At 71.2% G+C, this 20,072-nt stretch carries 17 protein-coding genes and 2 pseudogenes; 11 read left to right on the top strand and 8 right to left on the bottom strand.

Going from position 1 to position 20,072, the window contains the following annotated elements:
• Positions 1–42: 42 nt before the first annotated feature.
• Genes ACFZBP_RS19740 through ACFZBP_RS19720 form a run of 5 tightly spaced genes read right to left on the bottom strand, consistent with a single transcriptional unit; the run spans position 43 to position 4,898 of the window.
• A complete protein-coding gene (locus tag ACFZBP_RS19740; RefSeq protein ID WP_391414641.1) occupies positions 43–942 on the bottom strand; it encodes a Pvc16 family protein in 900 nt (299 codons plus the stop codon).
• A 33-nt stretch (positions 943–975) separates the two neighbouring features.
• Positions 976–1,719 (bottom strand): hypothetical protein, encoded by a 744-nt coding sequence (locus ACFZBP_RS19735; RefSeq protein ID WP_391414639.1) that lies wholly within the window; start codon positions 1,717–1,719, stop codon positions 976–978.
• Positions 1,712–2,449 carry a hypothetical protein gene (locus ACFZBP_RS19730; protein ID WP_391414637.1) on the bottom strand — a complete coding sequence of 246 codons (738 nt, stop codon included), beginning with the start codon at positions 2,447–2,449 and terminating at the stop codon, positions 1,712–1,714. Before ACFZBP_RS19730 ends, ACFZBP_RS19735 begins: the two co-directional genes overlap by 8 nt.
• A gap of 25 nt (positions 2,450–2,474) precedes the next feature.
• Positions 2,475–2,999 (bottom strand): phage tail protein, encoded by a 525-nt coding sequence (locus tag ACFZBP_RS19725; protein ID WP_004003113.1) that lies wholly within the window; start codon positions 2,997–2,999, stop codon positions 2,475–2,477.
• A 33-nt stretch (positions 3,000–3,032) separates the two neighbouring features.
• Positions 3,033–4,898, bottom strand: coding sequence for a phage tail sheath subtilisin-like domain-containing protein (locus ACFZBP_RS19720; RefSeq protein ID WP_391414635.1), 1,866 nt, complete (start codon positions 4,896–4,898; stop codon positions 3,033–3,035).
• 634 nt (positions 4,899–5,532) lie between these two features.
• Here ACFZBP_RS19720 and ACFZBP_RS19715 point away from each other — a divergent pair.
• From ACFZBP_RS19715 to ACFZBP_RS19680, 8 genes and pseudogenes are all read left to right on the top strand, one after another.
• Positions 5,533–6,867, top strand: a complete 1,335-nt coding sequence (locus tag ACFZBP_RS19715) for an extracellular solute-binding protein (RefSeq protein WP_391414633.1) — start codon at positions 5,533–5,535, stop codon at positions 6,865–6,867.
• Complete coding sequence (locus ACFZBP_RS19710) at positions 6,864–7,799, top strand: ABC transporter permease subunit (RefSeq protein ID WP_391414631.1); 936 nt, start codon at positions 6,864–6,866, stop codon at positions 7,797–7,799. The genes ACFZBP_RS19715 and ACFZBP_RS19710 overlap by 4 nt, the downstream gene beginning before the upstream one ends.
• Positions 7,796–8,740, top strand: coding sequence for a carbohydrate ABC transporter permease (locus ACFZBP_RS19705; protein ID WP_383448766.1), 945 nt, complete (start codon positions 7,796–7,798; stop codon positions 8,738–8,740). The genes ACFZBP_RS19710 and ACFZBP_RS19705 overlap by 4 nt, the downstream gene beginning before the upstream one ends.
• A gap of 27 nt (positions 8,741–8,767) precedes the next feature.
• Positions 8,768–9,676 carry a 5-dehydro-4-deoxyglucarate dehydratase gene (locus tag ACFZBP_RS19700; RefSeq protein ID WP_391414628.1) on the top strand — a complete coding sequence of 303 codons (909 nt, stop codon included), beginning with the start codon at positions 8,768–8,770 and terminating at the stop codon, positions 9,674–9,676.
• Entirely contained in the window at positions 9,673–10,932 is a 1,260-nt protein-coding gene (locus ACFZBP_RS19695; protein ID WP_391414626.1) for an enolase C-terminal domain-like protein, read from the top strand. Before ACFZBP_RS19700 ends, ACFZBP_RS19695 begins: the two co-directional genes overlap by 4 nt.
• Before the next feature lie 64 nt (positions 10,933–10,996).
• Positions 10,997–12,055: an NAD-dependent epimerase/dehydratase family protein gene (locus tag ACFZBP_RS19690; protein WP_391414624.1), complete on the top strand. Its 1,059-nt coding sequence runs from the start codon at positions 10,997–10,999 to the stop codon at positions 12,053–12,055.
• 404 nt (positions 12,056–12,459) lie between these two features.
• A complete protein-coding gene (locus tag ACFZBP_RS19685) occupies positions 12,460–13,965 on the top strand; it encodes an NlpC/P60 family protein (RefSeq protein WP_391414622.1) in 1,506 nt (501 codons plus the stop codon).
• A 247-nt stretch (positions 13,966–14,212) separates the two neighbouring features.
• Positions 14,213–15,216, top strand: a pseudogene (locus ACFZBP_RS19680) (sugar ABC transporter substrate-binding protein).
• 72 nt (positions 15,217–15,288) lie between these two features.
• Here the strand turns inward: ACFZBP_RS19680 and ACFZBP_RS19675 are convergent.
• Positions 15,289–16,290 carry a LacI family DNA-binding transcriptional regulator gene (locus ACFZBP_RS19675; protein ID WP_383449187.1) on the bottom strand — a complete coding sequence of 334 codons (1,002 nt, stop codon included), beginning with the start codon at positions 16,288–16,290 and terminating at the stop codon, positions 15,289–15,291.
• A gap of 225 nt (positions 16,291–16,515) precedes the next feature.
• Between ACFZBP_RS19675 and ACFZBP_RS19670 the strand changes: the two are divergent.
• The 3 genes and pseudogenes from ACFZBP_RS19670 to ACFZBP_RS19660 all read left to right on the top strand — a co-directional run.
• A pseudogene (locus tag ACFZBP_RS19670) lies at positions 16,516–16,877 on the top strand (2-keto-myo-inositol dehydratase); the annotation flags it as partial.
• Between the two features lie 68 nt (positions 16,878–16,945).
• Positions 16,946–17,962, top strand: a complete 1,017-nt coding sequence (locus ACFZBP_RS19665; RefSeq protein WP_391414620.1) for a Gfo/Idh/MocA family oxidoreductase — start codon at positions 16,946–16,948, stop codon at positions 17,960–17,962.
• On the top strand, positions 17,959–18,825 hold the full coding sequence (locus ACFZBP_RS19660) for a TIM barrel protein (protein ID WP_391414618.1): 867 nt from the start codon (positions 17,959–17,961) through the stop codon (positions 18,823–18,825). Before ACFZBP_RS19665 ends, ACFZBP_RS19660 begins: the two co-directional genes overlap by 4 nt.
• 20 nt (positions 18,826–18,845) lie before the next feature.
• Here ACFZBP_RS19660 and ACFZBP_RS19655 read toward each other — a convergent pair whose 3' ends face one another.
• Both ACFZBP_RS19655 and tgmA read right to left on the bottom strand, forming a co-directional pair.
• Positions 18,846–19,802, bottom strand: a complete 957-nt coding sequence (locus ACFZBP_RS19655; protein ID WP_391414616.1) for an MvdC/MvdD family ATP grasp protein — start codon at positions 19,800–19,802, stop codon at positions 18,846–18,848.
• A 14-nt stretch (positions 19,803–19,816) separates the two neighbouring features.
• Positions 19,817–20,008 (bottom strand): putative ATP-grasp-modified RiPP, encoded by a 192-nt coding sequence (gene tgmA / locus ACFZBP_RS19650; protein WP_048580735.1) that lies wholly within the window; start codon positions 20,006–20,008, stop codon positions 19,817–19,819.
• Positions 20,009–20,072 lie beyond the last annotated feature (64 nt).

The raw sequence follows: 20,072 nt of genomic DNA, 5'->3' as shown, positions 1-20,072 counted from the left end.
CTCACCTGCCCCCGTCGTGTCCGTCCCGTGTCACCGCTCGGTTCACTGCTCGGTCTTGTCGTCGGCGTCGTCCGCCTTGCGCGGGCCGGAGCGTGGCGAACGCGGGGTGCGGGCGGGCGCCTTGCGGGTGCGGGCCGGGGCCTTGGCGACGGCCTTCGCGGCCTTCTTGGTGGCGACCGGGGCCTTCTGCTCGACTCCGGCCCGGCCTCCCGGTCCGACAGGTGCGGATGCCGCACTGTCCGTGGCCGCACTGTCCGCGGCCTCTCTCGCGGGACCGCCCGCCGACGGCTCCTCGGCGCTCGCCCCGGCCCCCGGAGGGACCGGCGCTCCCGGCGCTCCGAACGGCAGTACCCGTACGTCCGGCCGCTCCACGGGCTTCGCCGGCACCGGCTTCTCGCGTCCGTCGATGAGGACGAGGGTCGCCTGATAGACCACCGACAGGGAGTACGGCGTCTGGTAGAGCATCCCCCACAGCTTCGACGTCTCGTCGATGTCCATGACCGTGGGGGTGAACCGCACCCGCTGGGCCGCCTCCGCGAGGTCGCTGTCCGCGAGGTGCGGGAGGAGACCGGTCTCCTCGATGACGTCCTGCGGCAGGATCGGGATCTCATGCAGGGTGCGCACCACGGAGCCGATGAGCCGCTGGCCGACCAGGGTCGTCTCGTCGCCGTACGCGGTGATCAGGTAGTGCAGGTCCAGCGCGGCGGCCGGCCGCTTCACCAGCCTGCCGTCGGAGGCGCGGGTCGGCAGGTCGTTGTTGCGCATCGAGGTGTTGGGCGTGACCTGGTAGAGGAACACGTTGAGGGTGGGGTGGTCCGGCGGCTCCGTCGGCGGCTTGTGCGGCTCCACCTTCACGGCCTCGTCGAACTCCGGGCCCACGTTGGAGGCGAGCAACAGGGCGAGGGCCTGGGTGACATGGGCGATGGCGAGTGCGTTGCTCATGGCGTCGGTTCCTCGGTTCCTCGGTCTGTCATGTCACTCCCGCCCTCGCGCCAGATAGTCGGCCAGGCTCAGGGTCGCGCCCGGTCGCTCCGCGGCCGGCGTGCGCTTACGGGGTCCACCGGACGGCGACGGTCCGGCCGTCACCTCCAGCCGCCCGATCTGCACCTGCACCACCTGCTCGGGCGTCCGCGACGGGCGCCGCGCGGCGGCCTGGCGTACGGCGTCCCGGGCTGCCGCCGTGTCCGCGGCGCTGGGGCGCAGCGCCGCGGACACGGCAGCGGGAGCGGCGTCCGTCCCCGGGGGGAGGGGAACGGCCGCCGCGGTCCGGGAAGTGCCCCGCTCGGGGCGCGCACGGCCCGTCGCCCGCTGTACGGCGTCGGGCATCGGCCGGGGCTCGGCGGCGAGCGGCGCGACGGGGCGCAGCAGCGGCGTCTCGGGCAGGGGCGTCGGGGCGGGCCGCGGTGCCGGGTCGGCCGGGGCGCGTTCGGTGTGTACGACCGTCCGTTCCCGTTCCGTGTGCGACCGGGCCGGGGGTGTCGCCGACCGCGGGGCCTCGCCCGGCCGTACGGCGGACGGTGTGGTGGCGGGCCACAGCAGGTCGGTGCCGTCGTCCGGGTCCGGTGCCGTGCTCCGTACCGCCTCGACCCGCTCGAACGGGCCGGGCAGCCGGGGTCGTACCCGCACCACGCCCGGGCGGGGTCCGGCGGCGGCCGGGGTGTGCCGGGCGATCAGCCGGTCGAGGAAGTCGGGCACCGGCGCCCCGTCGGCGTCAGACATCCGCACACAGCTCCAGGTAGTAGCGGCGCCGCAGCGGGCTGAGCGCCAGGATCTCCGGCTCGCTCCAGCCGTACGACGTGGCGAGCAGATGGACGTCGAGCAGCAGGTCCCGTGCCCAGGCGTCCAGTTCGGTCCACAGGTAGGACGCGATGTCCAGCTCGGCCCGGGTGGCCTCGCCGCACTCGGGGCAGGCGATGTTGAGCGTGACGTCGGCCCCCGGGTCGGCGGCCTCGACCGCCTCGGCGATCCGGCGCTGGACCGGGACCGGCAGGTCGCCGGCGTCCGCCGCCGCACCGTCGCGCACCGCCGAGACGAGGCACCGGGCGAGCAGGGCGGCACGCGGGTCCGCCGCCCGGGCCGCCGCCGTCAGGTCGGCGACACCGGGCAGCCTGAACTCCACGTCCCAGCCGTCCTGCCGGACCCGGACCACGGAGTCACCGGGCCCGCCCGGACCGCCGAGCGAGCGCGCGAATTCCCCGGCGTCCAGGTCGAACTCCATGTCCGCCCCGCACGCCGAGCACGCCAGCCGCACCTGCATCCGCTCCCCGAACAGGGCGCGGCGCAGCGCGAACAGGTCGGCCTCGCGCTCCCCCACCGGCAGCACCGGCAGGGTCGCGGCGTCGACGTCCGGGCGCGCCGCGCGGTGCAGCAGCAGGGCGCGCCCCGTCGGTGCCTCGGCGAGCCCCGCCTCCCAGGTGGCCAGCAGCTCGGCCGCCCCGGTGATCGCCATCTCGTCCCCCTCGACTACCCGTCGTTCAGGCCGGGTTGAGGAAGGAGGGCTCCTCCGGCTCGGGCACCTCGTAGTCCCGCTCCCAGCCCTCGCACTCCAGCTTCAGCGACTGGATGGCGACCGCGTTGGCGTTGGCGTCGAGCTCGCCGAGGACCTGGTACTCGCTGGGCCAGGTCCGGTACAGCTTGTGCGAGACAGCGACCTGGCCGGCCTCGTTGAGGACCTGGATGACGATGTCCTTGCGGAAGTCGGCGAGGGAGACCTCGGAGCCGAGGCCCGCGCCGACCTGCCAGACCTTGTTGGCCCAGCGGTCGAACTCGGGGTCGTGGGTGACGCCGCGCTCCAGGGTGATGCCCTCGAACTCGGAGCGGCCCGGCGACTTGCGCGGTGACGAGGGGTCGCCGCCGTGGCGGTGCTTGACGACCTCCGTCGTGCGCTTCAGCGGACTGATCTTGCTGATGCCGGCGACCGTGCGACCGTCCCACAGGACCAGGAACTTGAAGTTCTTGTAGGGGTCGAAGCGATGCGCGTTGACCGTGAACTCAGCCATCGGATTCCTTCAGTTCTCCACGATTCCCGGCGCCTAGAGCGCGAACTGCCCGGACGTCTGCTGGATTTTGACGATCACGAACTCCGCCGGCCGGACCGGTGCGATGCCGACGAGGACGTTGACGACGCCGTTCTCGATGTCCTCGGTGGTCGTCGTGTCGCTGTCGCACTTGACGAAGTACGCCTCGCGCGGGGTGCCGCCCTTGAAGGCGCCCTGGCGGAAGAGGGTGTGCAGATACGAGGAGGCGGCGAGCCGGATCTGCTGCCACAGGTTCTCGTCGTTGGGCTCGAACACGACCCACTGCAGGCCGCGTTGGAGGCTCTCCTCCACATGGAGGGCCAGGCGGCGCACCGGGACGTACTTCCACTCGCTGTCCAGCGCGTCGGAGCCCTCCAGCGTGCGCGCGCCCCAGACGACCGGGCCGGTCACCGGGAACGTCCGCAGGACGTTGACGCCGAGCGGGTTGAGCAGCCCGGTCTCACGGTCGGTGAGGTTGACGGTGAGCGAGTGCACGCCCGCGAGCCGGGCCTCGGTGCCGGCCGGGGCCTTCCACACACCGCGTTCGGAGTCGGTGCGGGCGATGACGCCGGCGATCGCGCCGGACGGCGGGAAGGAGCGCAGCCGGCCGGTGAGCGGGTCGGTGAGCTGGAGGTGCGGGAAGTACAGGCCCGCGTGGTTGCCGCGTACGGCGTCGAAGGCGGCGAGCCCGGCGCGGGCGGAGTCGACGCCGACCCAGGTGCTGGGCGCGTCGACCAGCAGGAAGATCCGCCGTTCCTGGCACAGCCGCTGGGCGGCCGAGATGACGGTGAGGGCGTCCTCGGTCTTCTCGTACGCGGCGAGTTCGGGCAGCGCCAGCAGGTTGACGTCGGCGACGCCGCGCAGCGCCTGGATGCCGCTCTTGTCGCCCTCGGAGCCGATGAGGTCGCGCGGTCCGGGCGCCTCGCCGTCCTCGCCGCCCTCCAGCGGGAAGACCGGCGGGTTGACGGAGGCTTCCAGGCCGAGGTCGTTGGCGCACTCGCCGAGGAAGCGGACGACGTCCTCGGGGTCGGTGGAGCCCGCGACGACCTGGATGCGGCGGCCGAAGGCGGTGACCTCGGCACCGGCGAAGGCGTGCTTGCCGGGCGCGTCGGGCAGGGCGCGCAGCTTGCGCTCCAGGAGCAGCGCCAACTCGGCTACGGAGCACGGGGCTTCGCCGTCGCAGTCGGGGTCGTAGAGCGTGAACTCGCGCTCCACCTCGCCGATCTTGACGGTCAAGTCCACGGCCAGGTTGGGCAGTTCGTCGCCGAAGGGCTTGGAGACGGTGCCGGACGGGTCGGGGCGGCCCTCGCCGACGACCTCGACGCGGATCAGCCTGGAGCCGGCGTTGATCACGGTCTGCGCGTAGCGGCCGTTCGCCGGATCCATGGACAGACCGGTGAAGCTCTCGCGGGCGTCGCCCTTGGCGTCGTAGACGCGGAGGTTGAAGGTCTCGTCGGGGCACGGTGTGTCGTGGTCGACGGCGACGCGCAGGCCGTTGCCCCAGAGGCCGGGTTCCTTGGCGTGCACTTCGAGGACCGGGCCCTCGCTGTGGCCCTCGGTGGACTTGAGGGTGACGCAGGCGGCCTTGCCGCTGCCGGCCTTGGCGACGCGGACGATCACCGCGACGGTGCCGCCGTTGCCGAAGAACTGGTGGACCGCGTAGCCGACGGCGCTCTGGGCGCTCAGGCCCCCGAAGCGGCGCTCGAACTCCGTGAAGCTGGTGACGCGTACCGGCTCGTTCAGCGGACCACGCCGGGTGTGCCCCACGAAGGCGGTCACGGACGTGGTCAGGGTCGAGATCGTGCGGGTGCTGCTGGGGAGTTCCTCGACGTAGACGCCGGGATACGTCGGCTTTGCTGCGCTGACCGCGCTCATCGGCATTCCCCCTCCTTATCCCTGTCTCGGGTACCGGACAAAGGCACCAAGAGATGGCAGAGGGAGGCATTCCCGACCCGGGGCACGAAAACGCCACCCGCAAGGGCGACCGCGTCACGTGCACCGCACCAGTTTCCCCCGTCATCACCGCAGGCGTTCGGCCGCACGGCTCAAGCAAACGCGCTTGTGACTCCTGATGCTCAAGTGCTCAACCCACCTTGGTGCGTTCGGAGTTGACCGAACAAGTCGCCTTCAGGCCACCCCGAGAGGGGGTTTGGTGAAGACCCCCGCCCGGCATCCGCACATCCCGCCTGCGCGCCCCGGGCAGCTGGTTCACAGATTCTGCACAGAGGTCTCACGGAGGAGCTCCGAAGGAGCCCGCTCCCGCGACCGGACGACCCCACCCCCCTCGTTCGACTGGTCGCACGGACGTACGGTCTCCTCGAGTCGCACACAACGTGCCTTGGCCGGTTTCCGGGGGTGACGAGAACCCGCCACCCCCGACCCACCCCTTACAGGGTCGATGAAATCTCGCCTTCATGTCTTGACATACGGCTGAAATGATTCGTAGCTTGGCCGATCATTTAGATGCGTGAAGTGAGTTCACGTACATGAACTCCAGATCCAACGGAGTGTGTCCATGCGGGATCACCGACGACGTCGCCGCCCGGCCGCCCTGCTCGTCGCCACGGCGCTCGCGTTCGGAACGGCCGCGTGCGGCTCCGGTTCCGGCGGTGCGGGCAGCGACGACCCGAACACCCTGGAGGTGTGGACCCGGAGCAATCCGGACTCCGCGGCCACCTACGACCGGGTCTTCGCCGCCTTCACCAAGAAGACCGGCATCAAGATCGACTACCAGCCGGTCATCAACTTCGACCAGCAGCTCCAGAGCCGCGCGTCCACCAAGGACCTGCCGGACGTCATGATCAACGACACGGCTCTGATGGGCAGCTACCAGAGCCAGGGCCTGCTCAAGCCGATCGACCCCGCGTCGGTCGCGGGCGGCGACCAGATCACCGACAAGTCCTGGTCCTCCACCGTGGGCATCGACGGGAAGCACTACGGCATCCCGTACTCCCGGCAGGCCCAGACCCTGATGATCCGCACGGACTGGCTGCGAAAGCTCGGGCTGAAGGCGCCGACGACCTGGCAGGAGATGCTGTCCGTCGCCAAGGCCTTCGCCACGAGGGACCCCGACGGCGACGGCAAGGCCGACACCTACGGCATCGTCGCACCGGGCAGCGCCCAGAACGGCTACGCCGCCTGGTGGGGCGCGAGCTTCCTCTGGCAGGGCGGCGCCGAGATCATCAAGCCGGACGGCAAGGGCAGGTACCGCCCGGCCATGGACTCGGCCGCCGCCGTGAACGCCGTCAGCTGGATGAAGGACAACCTCTTCTGCGGTGACAACGGTGTCGTCCAGCCCGGCGCACTCACCGCCGTCACCTCGACGGCCACCAACTTCCAGGACGGCAACGCCGGGATGTACATGACCGGCCCGTACAACATCACCACCTTCGACGGCACCCTCGGCAAGGACAAGTACGAGGTCGTCCCGGCCCCCGCGGGGCCCGCCGGCGGCGATGTGCTGGCCGACGGCGAGAACGTCTACCTCGGCGCGAAGACCGGCAAGGACGAGCAGGAGCTGGCGCTGGCCGCGTTCCTGGTCTCGCCCGAGGGCCAGAAGATCGCCATGACCAGCGTCGACGGCCACCAGCCCGTCGTCCGCATCCCCGTGAACTCCACGCTGGACGCGGCGAAGGTGCGCGACGACACCCGCTGGGGGGTTGTGCAGAAGGCGTACGAGGACGCCTCCCAGCAGTTCCCCAACGCGCCGGACTTCGCCCCGATCAAGCAGGACACCGCCGACGCGCTCAACTCGATCTTCACATACTGCGGCGGCGACGTCCGCTCGCAACTGGGAGAGCTCAACGACACCCTCGCCGGTGACCTCAAGGACCAGGACCTGCTGACATGACCGCTACCGTTCCCGCCCCCGCGGCACGCAGAGGCCTCGACGAGACGGGCCCGCGCAGGAGGGCTTTCAACAAGAAGGCCGTAGTCCCCTGGCTCTTTCTGGCTCCGGGTCTGCTGCTCGCCCTCGTCTTCAAGTTCTGGCCGATGGCCAAGGGCATCTGGCTGAGCTTCTTCGACGTACGGCCCTTCCTGGGCGACCGCTGGATCGGCCTCGACAACTACACGAGGGTCCTGACCGACCACCGCTTCCAGGACGCCATCGGGCACACCCTGGTCCTGGGCATCGGGCAGTCGGTCGGCGCGATCCTCCTCGGGTTCGCCCTCGCGCTGCTCCTGGAGGGCCAGGCCCGCTCGCTGAAGGTCCTTCGTACGGCCGTCTTCCTGCCCGCCGTCACGGCCACCGCGGTCGTCGGCGAACTGTGGCGGCTGATGTACTACCCGACCTCCGACGGCCTCCTCAACGGCGGCCTGCACCTGCTGGGGCTCGGACCGGTCCAGTTCCTCGACAACCCGAACATCGCGCTGTACTCGACGATGGCGATGGGCATCTGGATCTGGGCGCCGTACAACATGGTGATCCTTCTCGCCGGTCTCGCGGGCGTGGACCGCTCGCTGTACGAGGCGGCGGCGATGGACGGCGTCTCGCTGTGGCAGCGGCTGCGGTACATCACGATTCCCGCGATCCGTCCGGCGCTCGTCATCGTGCTCACGCTCGCCACGATCCGCGGACTGCGCGTGTTCACCGAGGTCTACGTCCTCACCGGCGGCGGCCCGGCGGGGTCCACCGACGTCTGGATGACCCGCGCCTACACCCTGGGCTTCACCCGCAACGACATCGGCGGCGCCTCCGCGGCCTCGGTCGTCCTGCTCGGCGTGACGCTGCTGCTCACCGTCACGATCAACCACCTCCGCAAGAGGGGAGAAGCGCGATGAGCGCCCCCGTCATCGACCCCGTCCGGCCGGCGGCCCCTGACACCCCGGCCGGACGGAGCACCAAGGCACAGCGGACCACCCCGGCCCGCTTCGACACCGCCCTCGGCTGGAACGACAAGCCCGGCCTCGCCTGGGCGCTGCGCGTCCTGCTCTGTCTGATCGCCCTCGGCGTCTTCGCGGCGCCGTTCCTGACGATCTTCTCGGGCGCCTTCACCACCAACCCCAGCGGTTCCTCGCTGTCGTTCCTGCCGCACGACAGCACGCTGTCGAACTTCACGGTGGCGGGCGAGCGCGGCATCTGGGACTACCTCGGCAACTCGCTGGTCATAGCGGGCGGCGGGCTGCTGCTCCAGCTCGTGGTGTGCACGCTGGCCGCCTACGCGCTGGCCCGGCACCGGTTCCGCGGGCAGGCGCTGGTGATGATGCTGTTCATGATGACGCTGATGCTGCCCGAGGAGGTCATCGCGATCCCGCTGTCGCTGGTCCTCGGCGACGTCCCGGTCGTCCACCTGGACCTCAAGGGCACCGTCTGGGGCGTCATCCTGCCGCTGGGCGCCTGGGGCTTCTCGGTGATGATGCTGACCGAGTTCATGCGGGACATACCCGCCGAGATCGAGGAGGCCGCCCGCCTGGACGGCGTGGGCGAGCTCAGGATGCTCTGGCAGGTCGTCCTGCCGCTGTGCAAGCCCGCGCTCGGGGTGGCCGGGGTGCTCGGCTTCATCATGATCTGGGACCAGTACCTGCTGCCCCTGATCGCCGCCAAGGACCCCGCCGACTACACGGTCACCGTGGCCCTGTCCATCCTGCGCACCGACCCCGAGGTCGGCTCCGGGGTCGTGCTGGCCGGTGCGGTCATCGCCCTGGTCCCCAGCCTGATCGTCTATCTGCTCCTCCAGCGCTCGCTGGTCACCGGCATCGCCGCCGGCGCCACCAAGGGCTGACCCCCTACCTCCACGTTTGAGAGAGACATGAAGTTCCAAGGAGTGCTGTTCTTCCCGGTCACGCCGTTCGGCGCGGACGGCTCGCTGGACGAGGCCCGGCTGGCTCAGCACATCGAGTCCGGGGTCGCGGCGGGCGCGGGCGGCGTGTTCGTCGCCTGCGGCACCGGCGAGTTCCACGCCCTGACGCCCGACGAGATCGAGCGCGCCACGCGGGTGGCCGTCGAGACGACCGCCGGACGCGTCCCCGTCCTGGCCGCGGCGGGCGGCCCGCCCCCGGTCGCCCGCGACCAGGCCGCCCGCGTCGCACGGGCCGGCGCCGACGGCCTCCTGCTGCTGCCGCCGTACCTGGTGACGGCGCCGCAGCGGGGCCTGGTCCGGTACGTCGAGGAGGTCACCGCCGCGACCGAGCTGCCGGTGATCTTCTACCAGCGCGGCACCGCCCGCCTCACCGAGACCACGGCGGCCGAGATCGCGGCCCTGCCGAGGGTCGTCGGCCTCAAGGACGGCATCGGCGACATCGAACGGATGCACCGTGTCGTCCGGGCGGTACGCGCCGTGCCCGGCGGCGCCGACTTCCAGTTCTTCAACGGCCTGCCCACCGCCGAGATGACGGCGCCCGCCTATCAGGGCATCGGCGTCGACCTGTACTCCTCGGCCGTGTTCGCCTTCGCCCCGGAGATCGCGCTCGCCTTCCACCAGGCGCTGGCCCGGGACGACCGGGAGCTGGTGACGACCCTGCTGGACGAGTTCTACGGCCCCCTCGTCGAACTCCGCGACGAGGTCCCGGGCTACGCCGTGGCGCTGGTCAAGGCCGGGGTGACCCTGCGCGGCCTGGACGTCGGCGGCGTCCGCGCCCCGCTGCTCGACCCGACGCCGGAGCATGTCGCCCGGCTCGCGAAACTGATCGACCACGGCCTGGAGGCGGTCCGCGCATGAGCACCACCGTCGGCACCCGCGTCCGCGAGCTGATCGTCACCCCGATCGCCTTCCGCGACCCGCCCCTGCTCAACTCCAACGGCGTGCACGAGCCGCTCGCCCTGCGCGTCATCCTCCAACTCGTCCTGGAGGACGGCACGGTGGGCCTCGGCGAGTCCCCGGGCGGCGTCGCCCGGCTGGAGCGGCTTCAGGCGGCCGCGAAGGTCGTCGTCGGCATGGACGTCTTCGACACCACGGCCGTCACGGCCGCGATCGACGCCGCGCTGCTGCCCACGGTGCCCAGCTCCCACGAGCGCGGCTGGACCACCTCGGCGGTCGAGGTCGCCTGCCTCGACGCCCAGGGCAAGCTGCTCGACCGCCCGGTCAGCGACCTGCTCGGCGGGAAGGTCCGCGACGCCGTGCCCTTCGCGGCGTACCTCTTCTACAAGTGGGCCGAACACCCCGCGCTCGACGGCCGCGTGGCCGTGGGCGACGACTGGGGCGAGGCGCTGGACCCGGCCGGGATCGTCGAGCAGGCCCGGCTGATGCAACGGCGGTACGGGTTCGAGTCGTTCAAGCTCAAGGGCGGTGTGTTCCCGCCCGACGAGGAGATCGCGGCGATCAGGGCGCTCGCGGAGGCCTTCCCCGGACAGCCGCTGCGGCTGGACCCCAACACCGCCTGGACGGTGGAGACTTCACGGTACGTCGCCCGTGAGCTGGACGGCGTCCTGGAGTACCTGGAGGACCCGACCGCGACGATCCCGGGCATGGCGGAGGTGGCGAAGGACTCGCCGCTGCCGCTCGCCACCAACATGTGCGTGATCGCCTGGGAGCATCTGCGCCCGGCGATCGAGCAGAACGCGATCCAGGTGCTCCTCACCGACCACCACTACTGGGGCGGACTGCGCCGCACCCGTGAACTGGCGGCGGTCTGCGAGGCGTTCGGCATCGCCCTGTCGATGCACTCCAACTCGCACCTGGGGATCAGCCTCGCCGCGATGACCCATGTGGCGGCGGCCATCCCCAACCTCGACCACTCCTGCGACACGCACAACCCGTGGAACTCCGCCGACGACGTGATCGTCCCCGGCGTCCTGGAGCTGCGCGACGGAGCGGTCGAGGTCCCGACCGGGCCGGGCCTCGGCGTCGAGCTCGACCACGACGCCCTCGACCGGCTGCACCGGCTGTACGTGGAGTCGGGCGTACGCAGCCGGGACGACACGGGGTACATGCGGCGGATCCAGCCGGAGTACGAACTGCGGCTGCCGCGCTGGTGATCCGGGACAGGGCGGTCGGGGCCCCTTAGGGTGGCCCCGACCGCACGACCGGAGGGGTGAGCGCGTGGGCGAGGACGGTTCGGCGAGCGTGTTGGTGACCGGGGGCAGCGGGTTCGTCGGCAGCCATCTGGTCAAGCGGCTGCTGGAGCGCGGCTATCTGGTCCATGCCACGGTGCGCGGCATGGCCGACACGGCGAAGGTGCGGCCCCTGTGGGAGATGCAGGAGGCCCATCCCGACCGACTGCGGCTGTTCGAGGCCGACTTGCTGACCGAGGGCTCCTTCGACGAGGCGATGGCCGGCTGCCGGGTGGTGTTCCATGTGGCCTCGCCGTTCCGCATGCCGGAGAAGATCAAGGACGGCCGCCGGGACATGGTCGACCCGGCCCTGCTGGGCACCCGCAACGTACTGGCGGCCGTCGAGCGCACGCACACCGTCGAGCGGCTGGTCCTCACGTCCACGGTGGGCGCGGTCTTCGGCGACTACACCGACGTACTGGCCATGGACGACGCGGTGCTGTCGGAGCGGTACTTCAACACCACCAGCACGGTCGAGAACAACCCGTACCACTACGCGAAGACGGTCGCGGAGCGTGCGGCGTGGGACGCGGAGGCAGCGCAGGACCGTTGGCGCATGGTGTCGGTGAACCCCGGCCTGATCCTGGGCCCCTCCCTCACCCCCGCCTCGGAGTCCGGAAGCCTCTTCCTGCTGGACGAGCTGTTCAAGGGCTACTTCTTCTACGGCGCCCCGGACTTCAGCTTCACCACGGTGGACGTGCGCGACGTGGCCGACGCGCACATCGCGGCGGCGGAGAACCCGGACGCGCGGGGCCGTTACATCCTCGCCGCCCCGACCATGACGTCCTTCCACGAGATGTCCCGCGTGATCCGGACCCGCCACCCCCGCGACCTCCGCCTCCCGCGCACCGCGCTCCCCCACTGGCCGGTCCGTGTCCTCGGCCCCGCCTTCGGGCTGACCCAGGACTACATCCGCAAACACCTCGGCATCCGGTTCCGGGTGGACAACAGCCGCAGCGTGCGCGAACTGGGCATCACCTACCGCCCGATCGAGCAGACTCTCCTGGACCACTACGAAGCGTGGCGAAACCGCCGCGCGGCGCAGTGACTTGGGGCCCCCACCACACCGAGCGGCGAAGGTCACAAAAACGTATCGGACATTTCACATGTCAATCTTCACGGGGGCCTCACAAGTTCGTTAGGTTACGCATCGGACCGCACGACGACCTCCGGCGAACCCCGCCGGGACGCGCGGCCTCCGCCGAGTCCGGTGTGCCCATGAGGGTCCGCCGGAGCCGGGACCCAATCGAACTTGGGGTGAATCGGCCCAACTGCCCTGCGGGGCAAAGGCCGTAGGGCACACCTTCCGGACCGACCGCCCGAACCCTCCCCCAGAGCCTGAGCGGCCTGGGGGCACCCCCACCGCCAACCCGGTAAGCGGAGCACGGAAGGAGTACGTCGCCCATGGCGCCGGAACGCAGCGCGCGTCCGGGGGCTCTGAGCCTCCCCGGCATGCGCAATTCCGCACTCGCGTCGGCAGCCCTCACCTCGGTGGCCCTGCTCGCCCAGACGGCCAACGCCGCCCCTTCGGCCGCGGACGAGTCACCGAGCCGCGAGGAGGTCAGCCGACGCGTCAGCTCCCTCTACGACCAGGCCGAGTCCGACACGGGCACCTTCAACGCCACCCGCGCCTCGGCGACCGGGCCGCGGGGGCCCGCCGACCGGCCGGTGGGCGCCGGACGCGGGCCCGCCGCCGCCCGCAGTGACGACAGCGGGGGCGGCGACCCCGCGCTGGACAGCGTCGCCCGGCAGTGGTTCGACGTGGCCCGCTCCAAGCTGGGCCCGATCGTTCCGGCCGTGCTGCCGACCGGCAGGACGCCGGCCCGCCCCACGGGAACGCGGGCCCCGCGCGCGGCAGACGGCCTCGCCGACCGCGGCCGGGAGGCGGCCGGCCGCGCCGCCCTGGAGCTTCCCGCGGCGCCTGTCGCCGAGTTGACGTCCGGACCGGCGACAGGCGCCGCGGTGGCCGAACTGACGGCCGGGCCCGTCGCCGCACTGCCAGCCGCTCCGGAGTCACCGCTGGAGACCGCCGGCGCCCTCCAGGGCACCCGGTCCGACCAAAGCGCCCTCGCGCTGCCCGCCCCGTCCGGCGAACCCTCGGCCGAACTCCAACAGCGGTCCGCTCTGCGGACGTCCAAGGAGCGCAACCAGCGCAAGCTCTCCCAGGCCCGCGAGCTGCTGTCCCTGCACACCGCACGGCAGAGCACGTCGCTCACGACGATGGGGGCGCTGCCCGCCGCCGACACCTGGAGCACCACGTCGCCCCAGGCCCAGCCCTCGGCCGACATGCAGTGGGACGCCCTGCGGAACCAGGGACCGGCCGACCTCACCACCGTCCCGCCCGGAAGCACGGCGTGGACCCCCACCCCGGACCCGCTCACCGACCCCCTGGTCACCACCACACCGAACCAGGCCCTCGCGACGGCACAGTCCTACGACCCGGGTCAGGCCCTCGAAACCGGCCAGACCGACGGGACCGGGCAGACGTACGGCACCGGGCGGAGCCACGACACCGGCCAGACGTACGGCACCAGCCCGACCTACGACACGGGGCAACTCCCCGCCACGAGTCCGGCGGCCGCCCTGACGGCGACCGCCCCGCAGGACACCCGAGCCCTGCGGGCCCTGGACTTCGCGCGTGCCCAGCTCGGCAAGCCCTGTGTCTGGGGCACGTCGGGGCCGGACGCCTACGACGGCCCCGGCCTCACACAGGCCGCCTGGAAGGCCGCCGGGATCTCCCTCCCGCGCACCGCCCCGGAGCAGGCGACCGCCGGCCAGGGGATCACACTCACCTACCTCGAGCCCGGCGACCTGGTCCTCTTCCACGTCGGCCACGTCGGGATCTACTCCGGGAACGGCATGATGATCCACGCCCCGGGGCCGGGGGCGGCCATCCGCGAGGAGTCGATCCACTACGCCGGCGAGTCGGCGATCCACAGCGCGATACGGCCCGCCTGATTCGAAGACGGAGCACAGCCACCACCACCCCGCCTGCCGTCAGGCGGGGTGGTTCGCTTTGTCCGCCCGACCTCGGCTTTGTCGATACGTCCTGACAAACCCATTGACATCATCTGCGGACCACCGCATAGTACTCGCCACTAGAGCGCGCTAGTGGAGCGCTCCAGCTGTTATCCAGCGGGCGGCACCCATGACCCTCCCCCCACCTGAGAACCCGCCCCGACCAGCACAGCGAGGTGCATGGGACATGCGCAGACACCACCGGGCCGCGACACTGACGGCCACGGCTCTGGCCGCCGCCCTGTTCGCCGCGGGATGCTCCAGCAGCTCCGGCGGGAAGCAGTCCGAGGAGGGCTCAGCGGGCGCCTCGGCGGGCAAGGCCACCACGCCCCGGATGACCGTGGCCATGGTGACCCACGCGGCTCCGGGCGACACCTTCTGGGACCTGATCCGCAAGGGGGCCGAGGCCGCCGCGGCCAAGGACAACATCAAGCTCGTCTACTCCAGCGACCCGAGCGCCGGCAACCAGGCCAACCTGGTGCAGAACGCCATCGACCAGAAGGTGGACGGCATCGCCCTCACCGCGGCCAAGCCCAGCGCGATGAAGGCCGTGATCGGCAAGGCCACGGCGGCCGGCATTCCGGTGGTCGGCTTCAACGCCGGCCTGGACAACTGGAAGGACCTCGGCATGCTCGAGTACTTCGGGCAGGACGAGAACATCGCCGGCAACGCCTTCGTGAGCGGCTCAACGAGACCGGCGCCAAGCACGCCGTCTGTGTCATCCAGGAGCAGGGCCATGTGGCGCTGGAGGCCCGCTGCGCCGGCCTGAAGAAGGGCTTCAAGGGCAAGACCGACATCCTGTACGTCAACGGCACCGACATGCCGTCCGTGAAGTCGACGATCACGGCGAAGCTCCAGCAGGACTCCACGATCGACCAGGTCGTCACCCTCGGCGCCCCCTTCGCCCTGACCGCCGTGCAGTCGGTCTCCGACGCCGGGAGCAAGGCCAAGGTCGCCACCTTCGACCTCAACAAGGAGTTGGTCCAGGCGGTCCAGGACGGCAAGGTCGAGTTCGCCGTCGACCAGCAGCCCTACCTCCAGGGCTACCTGGCGGTCGACTCGCTGTGGCTGTACAGGACGAACGGCAACTTCAGCGGCGGCGGCACCGCTCCGGTGCTGACCGGGCCCGCCTTCATCACCGAGGACAACGTCGACGCGGTGGCCGAGTTCGCCGCGAAGGGCACGCGCTAGGGGGATCCATGGCCAGGCGGGGTCGGCCGTGGCCGCGACGGGGCGCGGCCGGTCCCGCCGCTGTGCCGAACCTCAGGCCGACTCCCGCGGAGCCGGCCCGCTGGTGCCCCGGACCACGAGCTGGGGGTCCAACACGGCCTCGCGTGGCTCCAGTTCGGGGTTCTCCAGCCGGTCCACGGCGAAGCGGACCGCGTGTTCGGCCATCAGGACGGCGTCCTGGCGGACGGTGGTCAGACCGACCGGCATCAGATGGGAGAGATGGCTGTCGTCGTAGCCGACCACGGACATGTCGCGCGGAACCTCCACGCCCGCCCGGGTCAGGGGCATCAACAGACCCAGCGCGCAACGGTCGTTGCCCGCGAGGACCGCGGTGGGCAGCGGCAGCCCCTGCTCACGCTCCGCCAGCAGCAGGCGGCCCGCCTCGATGCCCGCCTCCTCGGTGTGGGCGCCGGGGACGACCCGGGCGTGGTCCGCCAGCCCGTGCCGGCGCATGGCGGCCCGGTAGGCGCGCCGCCGCTCGGCCGAGCCGGGGCCACGGCCGCCGTCGATGTGCACGATCCGGCGGTGGCCCAGTTCCATGAGGTGGTCCATGGCCTGGCGCACGCCCTTGCCCTCGGCGCTGTGCACGAGGTCCACCTGGGCGCCTGGCGCACGCCTGCCGACCGAGACGGTCGCCGCACGGCGTCCGAGCTGGCCGAGGTAGCCGGGATCGGCGTCGGGGGCGAGCAGGATCAGCCCCTCGCAGCGGTGGCCGAGCAGCGCCTCGACGGCCTTGGCCTCGCCTCGGCCGGGGGTCGTGCCGGACAGCAGCACGTCGTAGCCGAGCCGCTCGGCCTCCGGGTAGATGCCCGCGATGAGGTCCGTGTGGAAGGTCTGGTGGACCGTGAACATCACACCGAGGGTGCGGCTGCGGCCGCGGGCGAGCAGCCGGGCCGCGTTGTCCGGGCGGTAGCCGATCTCGTCGGCGACGCGCAGCACCCGCTCCCGGGTCTCACGGCCGGCGCCCGGAAGATCGCGGAAGATGATCGAGACAAGCGCTCGGGACACGCCCGCCTTCTCGGCGACGTCCGCCATCGTGGGCCGCTGCCGGCCTGACGCTTCCACCTGTGAACCCACCCTTCGACGCCGTTCACCTTAACGAGCTCTCGAAATCTCCCGGCGGCAAGCTATTGACATGACATTTGGACCAGGGTCATCGTACTCGCACTAGAGCGCGCTAGTAGAGCGCGACAGTGCATCCGTGGATACGTCCGCCGGCCTCCTCCAGGCCCCGTCCGTCCCCTCCCCGAAGGACCAGTCATGGCAACGGCGCCAACCTCGCTCCGCACCACCGCGGGCAACCTGTGCCTGGGCTCGGCACCCGACTCCTGGGGCGTCTGGTTCCCCGAGACGACCAGCAGGTCCCGTACACCCGCTTCCTCGACGAACTCGCCGCGGCCGGCTACGAGTGGCTGGAACTCGGCCCGTACGGACACCTCCCCACCGACCCCCGGCAGCTCGCGGAAGAGCTCGCGGCACGGGGCCTCAAGGTCTCCGGCGGCACCGCGTTCGGCGCGCCGCACCGGCCCGAGGCCTGGGACAGGGTGCTCGCCCACGTCCGGCAGGTCGCGGAGCTGACCGCCTCTGCCGTCGCCCATCACCTGGTCTTCATCCCACCCATAAGGGCCGCTCGCTCGAGACCCTCGAAGCCGAACTCCGGGCGCGCTACTCCTAGTTAGGACTGAGAACCATGACTGTACGGGTAGGCGTCATCGGCGCCGGCTGGATCGGCAAGGAGCACATCCGGCGTCTGACCGAGTCGGTCACCGGCGCCCGTGTCACCGCGGTCACCGACATCGACGCCGTTCGCGCCGAGGAGGCGGCGGCACCGGTCGGCGCCCGTGTGCTGCCCGACAGTGCGGCCGTGGTCGCGGCCGACGACGTCGACGCGGTCCTCGTGACGTCCTGGGGGCCGACCCACGCCGAGCACGTGCTGGACGCCGTCGCCGCCGGAAAGCCGGTGTTCTGTGAGAAGCCGCTGGCCACCACCGCCGAGGACTGCCTCAGGATCGTCGAGGCCGAGACCGCCCACGGCCGCCGGCTGGTCCAGGTCGGCTTCATGCGCCGCTACGACACCGGCTACCGGCAGATGAAGCAGGTCATCGACTCCGGCCGGATCGGCGAGCCGCTCATCGTGCACTGCGCCCACCGCAACCCCACCGTCCCGGAGTCCTACACCTCCGCCATGGCCGCCCTGGACACGGCCGTGCACGAGGTGGACGTACTGCGCTGGCTGCTGGACGACGAGATCGTCTCCACCCAGGTGATCACCCCGCGCGCCACGGGCAAGCGGTTCGCTCACCTGAAGGACCCGCAGATCATGCTCTTCGAGACCGCCAAGGGCATCCGTATCGACCTGGAGGTCTTCGTCAACTGCCAGTACGGCTACGACATCCAGTGCGAGGCGGTGGGTGAGGACGGCCTCGTCCGGCTCCCCGACCCGGCCACCGTCGGCGTGCGCACCGCCGCCCGGCACAGCACCGAGGTGCTCACCGACTGGGCGGGCCGCTTCCGGGAGGCCTTCGACACCGAGTTCCGCGAGTGGATCGCGGGCATCGCCGCCGGCGAGGAGCCGACCGGTCCTTCGGCCTGGGACGGCTATGCCGCCACCGTCATCACCGCCGCGACCGTCGAGGCCCTGGAGTCGGGCCGCGTCGTCGCCACCGACCTCAAGCCCCGCCCCGCCTTCTACGGAGGTGCCGCGTGAAGATCGCCCTCGACCCGTACATGCTCCGTACGCTCCCCGTCGACGAGATGGTGCGCACGGTCGCCGAACTCGGCTACGAATACATCGAGTTGTCGCCCCGCGACGACTTCATGCCGTTCTTCCTGCACCCGCGCGCCGACGACGGGCGGATCGCCGGGCTGAAGAACTCCCTGCGCGCGCATGGTGTCCAGCTGTCCTCCGTGCTGCCGCTGTACAAGTGGTCCTCGCCGGACGAGACCGAGCGGCAGGCGGCCGTCCGCTACTGGAAGCGGATGATCGAGATCACCGCCGACCTCGGATGTCCGCTGATGAACAGCGAGTTCAACGGCCGTCCCGAGCGCGCCGCCGAGAGCGAGGCGGCCTTCTGGCGCTCCCTGGAGGAACTGCTCCCGGTGTTCGAGCGCGAAGGCATCGCACTGAACCTGGAGGCCCACCCGGACGACTTCTGCGAGGAGAACACCCCCGCGGTCGACCTGGTCCGCGCGATCAACAAGCCGTGGGTGACCTATCTGTACTGCGCCCCGCACTCGTTCCATCTCTCGGGCACCGACCCGACGGCGGACATCGCGGCGATGATGCGCTACGCCGGTGACAAGCTCCAGCATGTGCACATCGCGGACTCCTTCAACCACAAGGGTTCCTCCGGGCTGCGCTACATCCTCAACCCGCCCGGCACCCCGGCCCGGATCCACCAGCACCTGGACATCGGGCAGGGCGAGGTCGACTGGGACGCGTTCTTCGGCACGCTGCGCGAGCTGGACTTCGACGGCGTGGCCACGGCCTGCGTCTTCGCCTGGGAGGAGCGGGCGAAGGAGTCCTCGGCGTTCATGCTGGACCGCATCCGCAAGGAGTTCGCCGCGTAGCCCGTACGGCACTCCGGCCGTCACCCGCGCCGGTCCGGGGTGCGGCGGTCCGCCCTGTGCTGTGCCAGCCACAGGGCGACCTCCGCCGCGATCGGCTGCCCGGTCTCCAGCTCGACGAAGCCGAACTGGCCGCCCTGGTTGCACTCCAGGAACCACCAGATGCCGTCCACGTCCTCGGCGAAGTCGAAGGCGGCGTACGCCAGTCCGGCCAGCGTGACGTACTCGTGCACCACCTTGCCGATGCGCTCGGGGACCGGGACCGGCTCCCAGGTGTGCCCCGTGTCGCCGAAGCGGCCGTCGACCTGGTCGGGTTCGGCGGTCTTCCGCGCGGCGAACAGCCGGGACCCGACGCAGGTCAGACGGATGTCGGCGCGCTTGGGGACGTACTTCTGCAGCAGCGCGGGTCCGGCGGCGACGGCACCGAAGTCGGCGTCGGGGCCGATGAGGGTGGTCGGCAGGGTCAGCGCGGGGTCACCGGGCGGCGGCCCCGAAGCCGACTTCACGACGACGTCCCGGTACTCCTCGACGAACTCCCGCGCCAGCCGGGGTGCCGTGGTGAACACCGTCGGGGGCACGGCGAAGCCGCTGAGGTGGGCGACCCTCAACTGCCAGGGCTTCAGCCGGGCCTGGTCGGCGTTGCGCGGATGGTTCATCCACCGTGCGGCGGCGGAGTGGAGCATCCCGTACAGCGCCTGCCGGGTCTCCGCGGTCAGCCACGGTGAGGGGTCGGCCGCGTGGGCGGCGGGTTCGCCGGGTCTGCGCACCCAGACGGAGCGCAGCCCGCCCATGCTGAGCACATGCCCGTTGACCGACAGGTGCCCGTCGAAGTCGCCGTGGGCGTAGTCGGCGGACAGCACGGCCTTGCCCGGCAGATCGGCGGGGTCCAGTCGCATCACGGGCGTCCCCGTCCCGTGCAGCCTGGCCACCACCAGGTCGGCGGTCACGTCCTCCTCGGACGTCAGGATCAGTACGGTCATTCGCGCAACTGTCGTCAGTCGTCGAAGTGGGTCGCGGATCCGGCGGTCGACGTCGTCGTGCCGACCGCGAGCAGCAGGTCCGGGTCACTGACGGCCGGCCGTCCGTCGGGCAGCACGTTGAGCTGCCGGGCGGGGTCGAAGTGATATGGCGTCACGGCGTTCGAAAGCCCTCTGGGAAAGGCGTAGTTGAGGGTGAACGGTCGCATCATGAACCTCCTATGCCATGCGAGTGAATTACCGTCACTTACGCACTAGTTGCGTAAGGAATTC

Origin of the sequence: Streptomyces sp. NPDC008086 (assembly GCF_042957325.1) — a bacterium.
Lineage (GTDB): Bacteria > Actinomycetota > Actinomycetes > Streptomycetales > Streptomycetaceae > Streptomyces.
This window is presented reverse-complemented; position numbering and strand designations above follow the sequence as displayed.

What these genes read in the sequence shown, in the direction of transcription:
- ACFZBP_RS19740 (WP_391414641.1), bottom strand. Translation starts at nt 942, where the DNA reads ATGAGCAACGCACTCGCCATCGCCCATGTCACCCAGGCCCTCGCCCTG.
- ACFZBP_RS19735 (WP_391414639.1), bottom strand. Translation starts at nt 1,719, where the DNA reads ATGTCTGACGCCGACGGGGCGCCGGTGCCCGACTTCCTCGACCGGCTG.
- ACFZBP_RS19730 (WP_391414637.1), bottom strand. Translation starts at nt 2,449, where the DNA reads ATGGCGATCACCGGGGCGGCCGAGCTGCTGGCCACCTGGGAGGCGGGG.
- ACFZBP_RS19725 (WP_004003113.1), bottom strand. Translation starts at nt 2,999, where the DNA reads ATGGCTGAGTTCACGGTCAACGCGCATCGCTTCGACCCCTACAAGAAC.
- ACFZBP_RS19720 (WP_391414635.1), bottom strand. Translation starts at nt 4,898, where the DNA reads ATGCCGATGAGCGCGGTCAGCGCAGCAAAGCCGACGTATCCCGGCGTC.
- ACFZBP_RS19715 (WP_391414633.1), top strand. Translation starts at nt 5,533, where the DNA reads ATGCGGGATCACCGACGACGTCGCCGCCCGGCCGCCCTGCTCGTCGCC.
- ACFZBP_RS19710 (WP_391414631.1), top strand. Translation starts at nt 6,864, where the DNA reads ATGACCGCTACCGTTCCCGCCCCCGCGGCACGCAGAGGCCTCGACGAG.
- ACFZBP_RS19705 (WP_383448766.1), top strand. Translation starts at nt 7,796, where the DNA reads ATGAGCGCCCCCGTCATCGACCCCGTCCGGCCGGCGGCCCCTGACACC.
- ACFZBP_RS19700 (WP_391414628.1), top strand. Translation starts at nt 8,768, where the DNA reads ATGAAGTTCCAAGGAGTGCTGTTCTTCCCGGTCACGCCGTTCGGCGCG.
- ACFZBP_RS19695 (WP_391414626.1), top strand. Translation starts at nt 9,673, where the DNA reads ATGAGCACCACCGTCGGCACCCGCGTCCGCGAGCTGATCGTCACCCCG.
- ACFZBP_RS19685 (WP_391414622.1), top strand. Translation starts at nt 12,460, where the DNA reads ATGCGCAATTCCGCACTCGCGTCGGCAGCCCTCACCTCGGTGGCCCTG.
- ACFZBP_RS19675 (WP_383449187.1), bottom strand. Translation starts at nt 16,290, where the DNA reads ATGGCGGACGTCGCCGAGAAGGCGGGCGTGTCCCGAGCGCTTGTCTCG.
- ACFZBP_RS19665 (WP_391414620.1), top strand. Translation starts at nt 16,946, where the DNA reads ATGACTGTACGGGTAGGCGTCATCGGCGCCGGCTGGATCGGCAAGGAG.
- ACFZBP_RS19655 (WP_391414616.1), bottom strand. Translation starts at nt 19,802, where the DNA reads ATGACCGTACTGATCCTGACGTCCGAGGAGGACGTGACCGCCGACCTG.
- tgmA (WP_048580735.1), bottom strand. Translation starts at nt 20,008, where the DNA reads ATGCGACCGTTCACCCTCAACTACGCCTTTCCCAGAGGGCTTTCGAAC.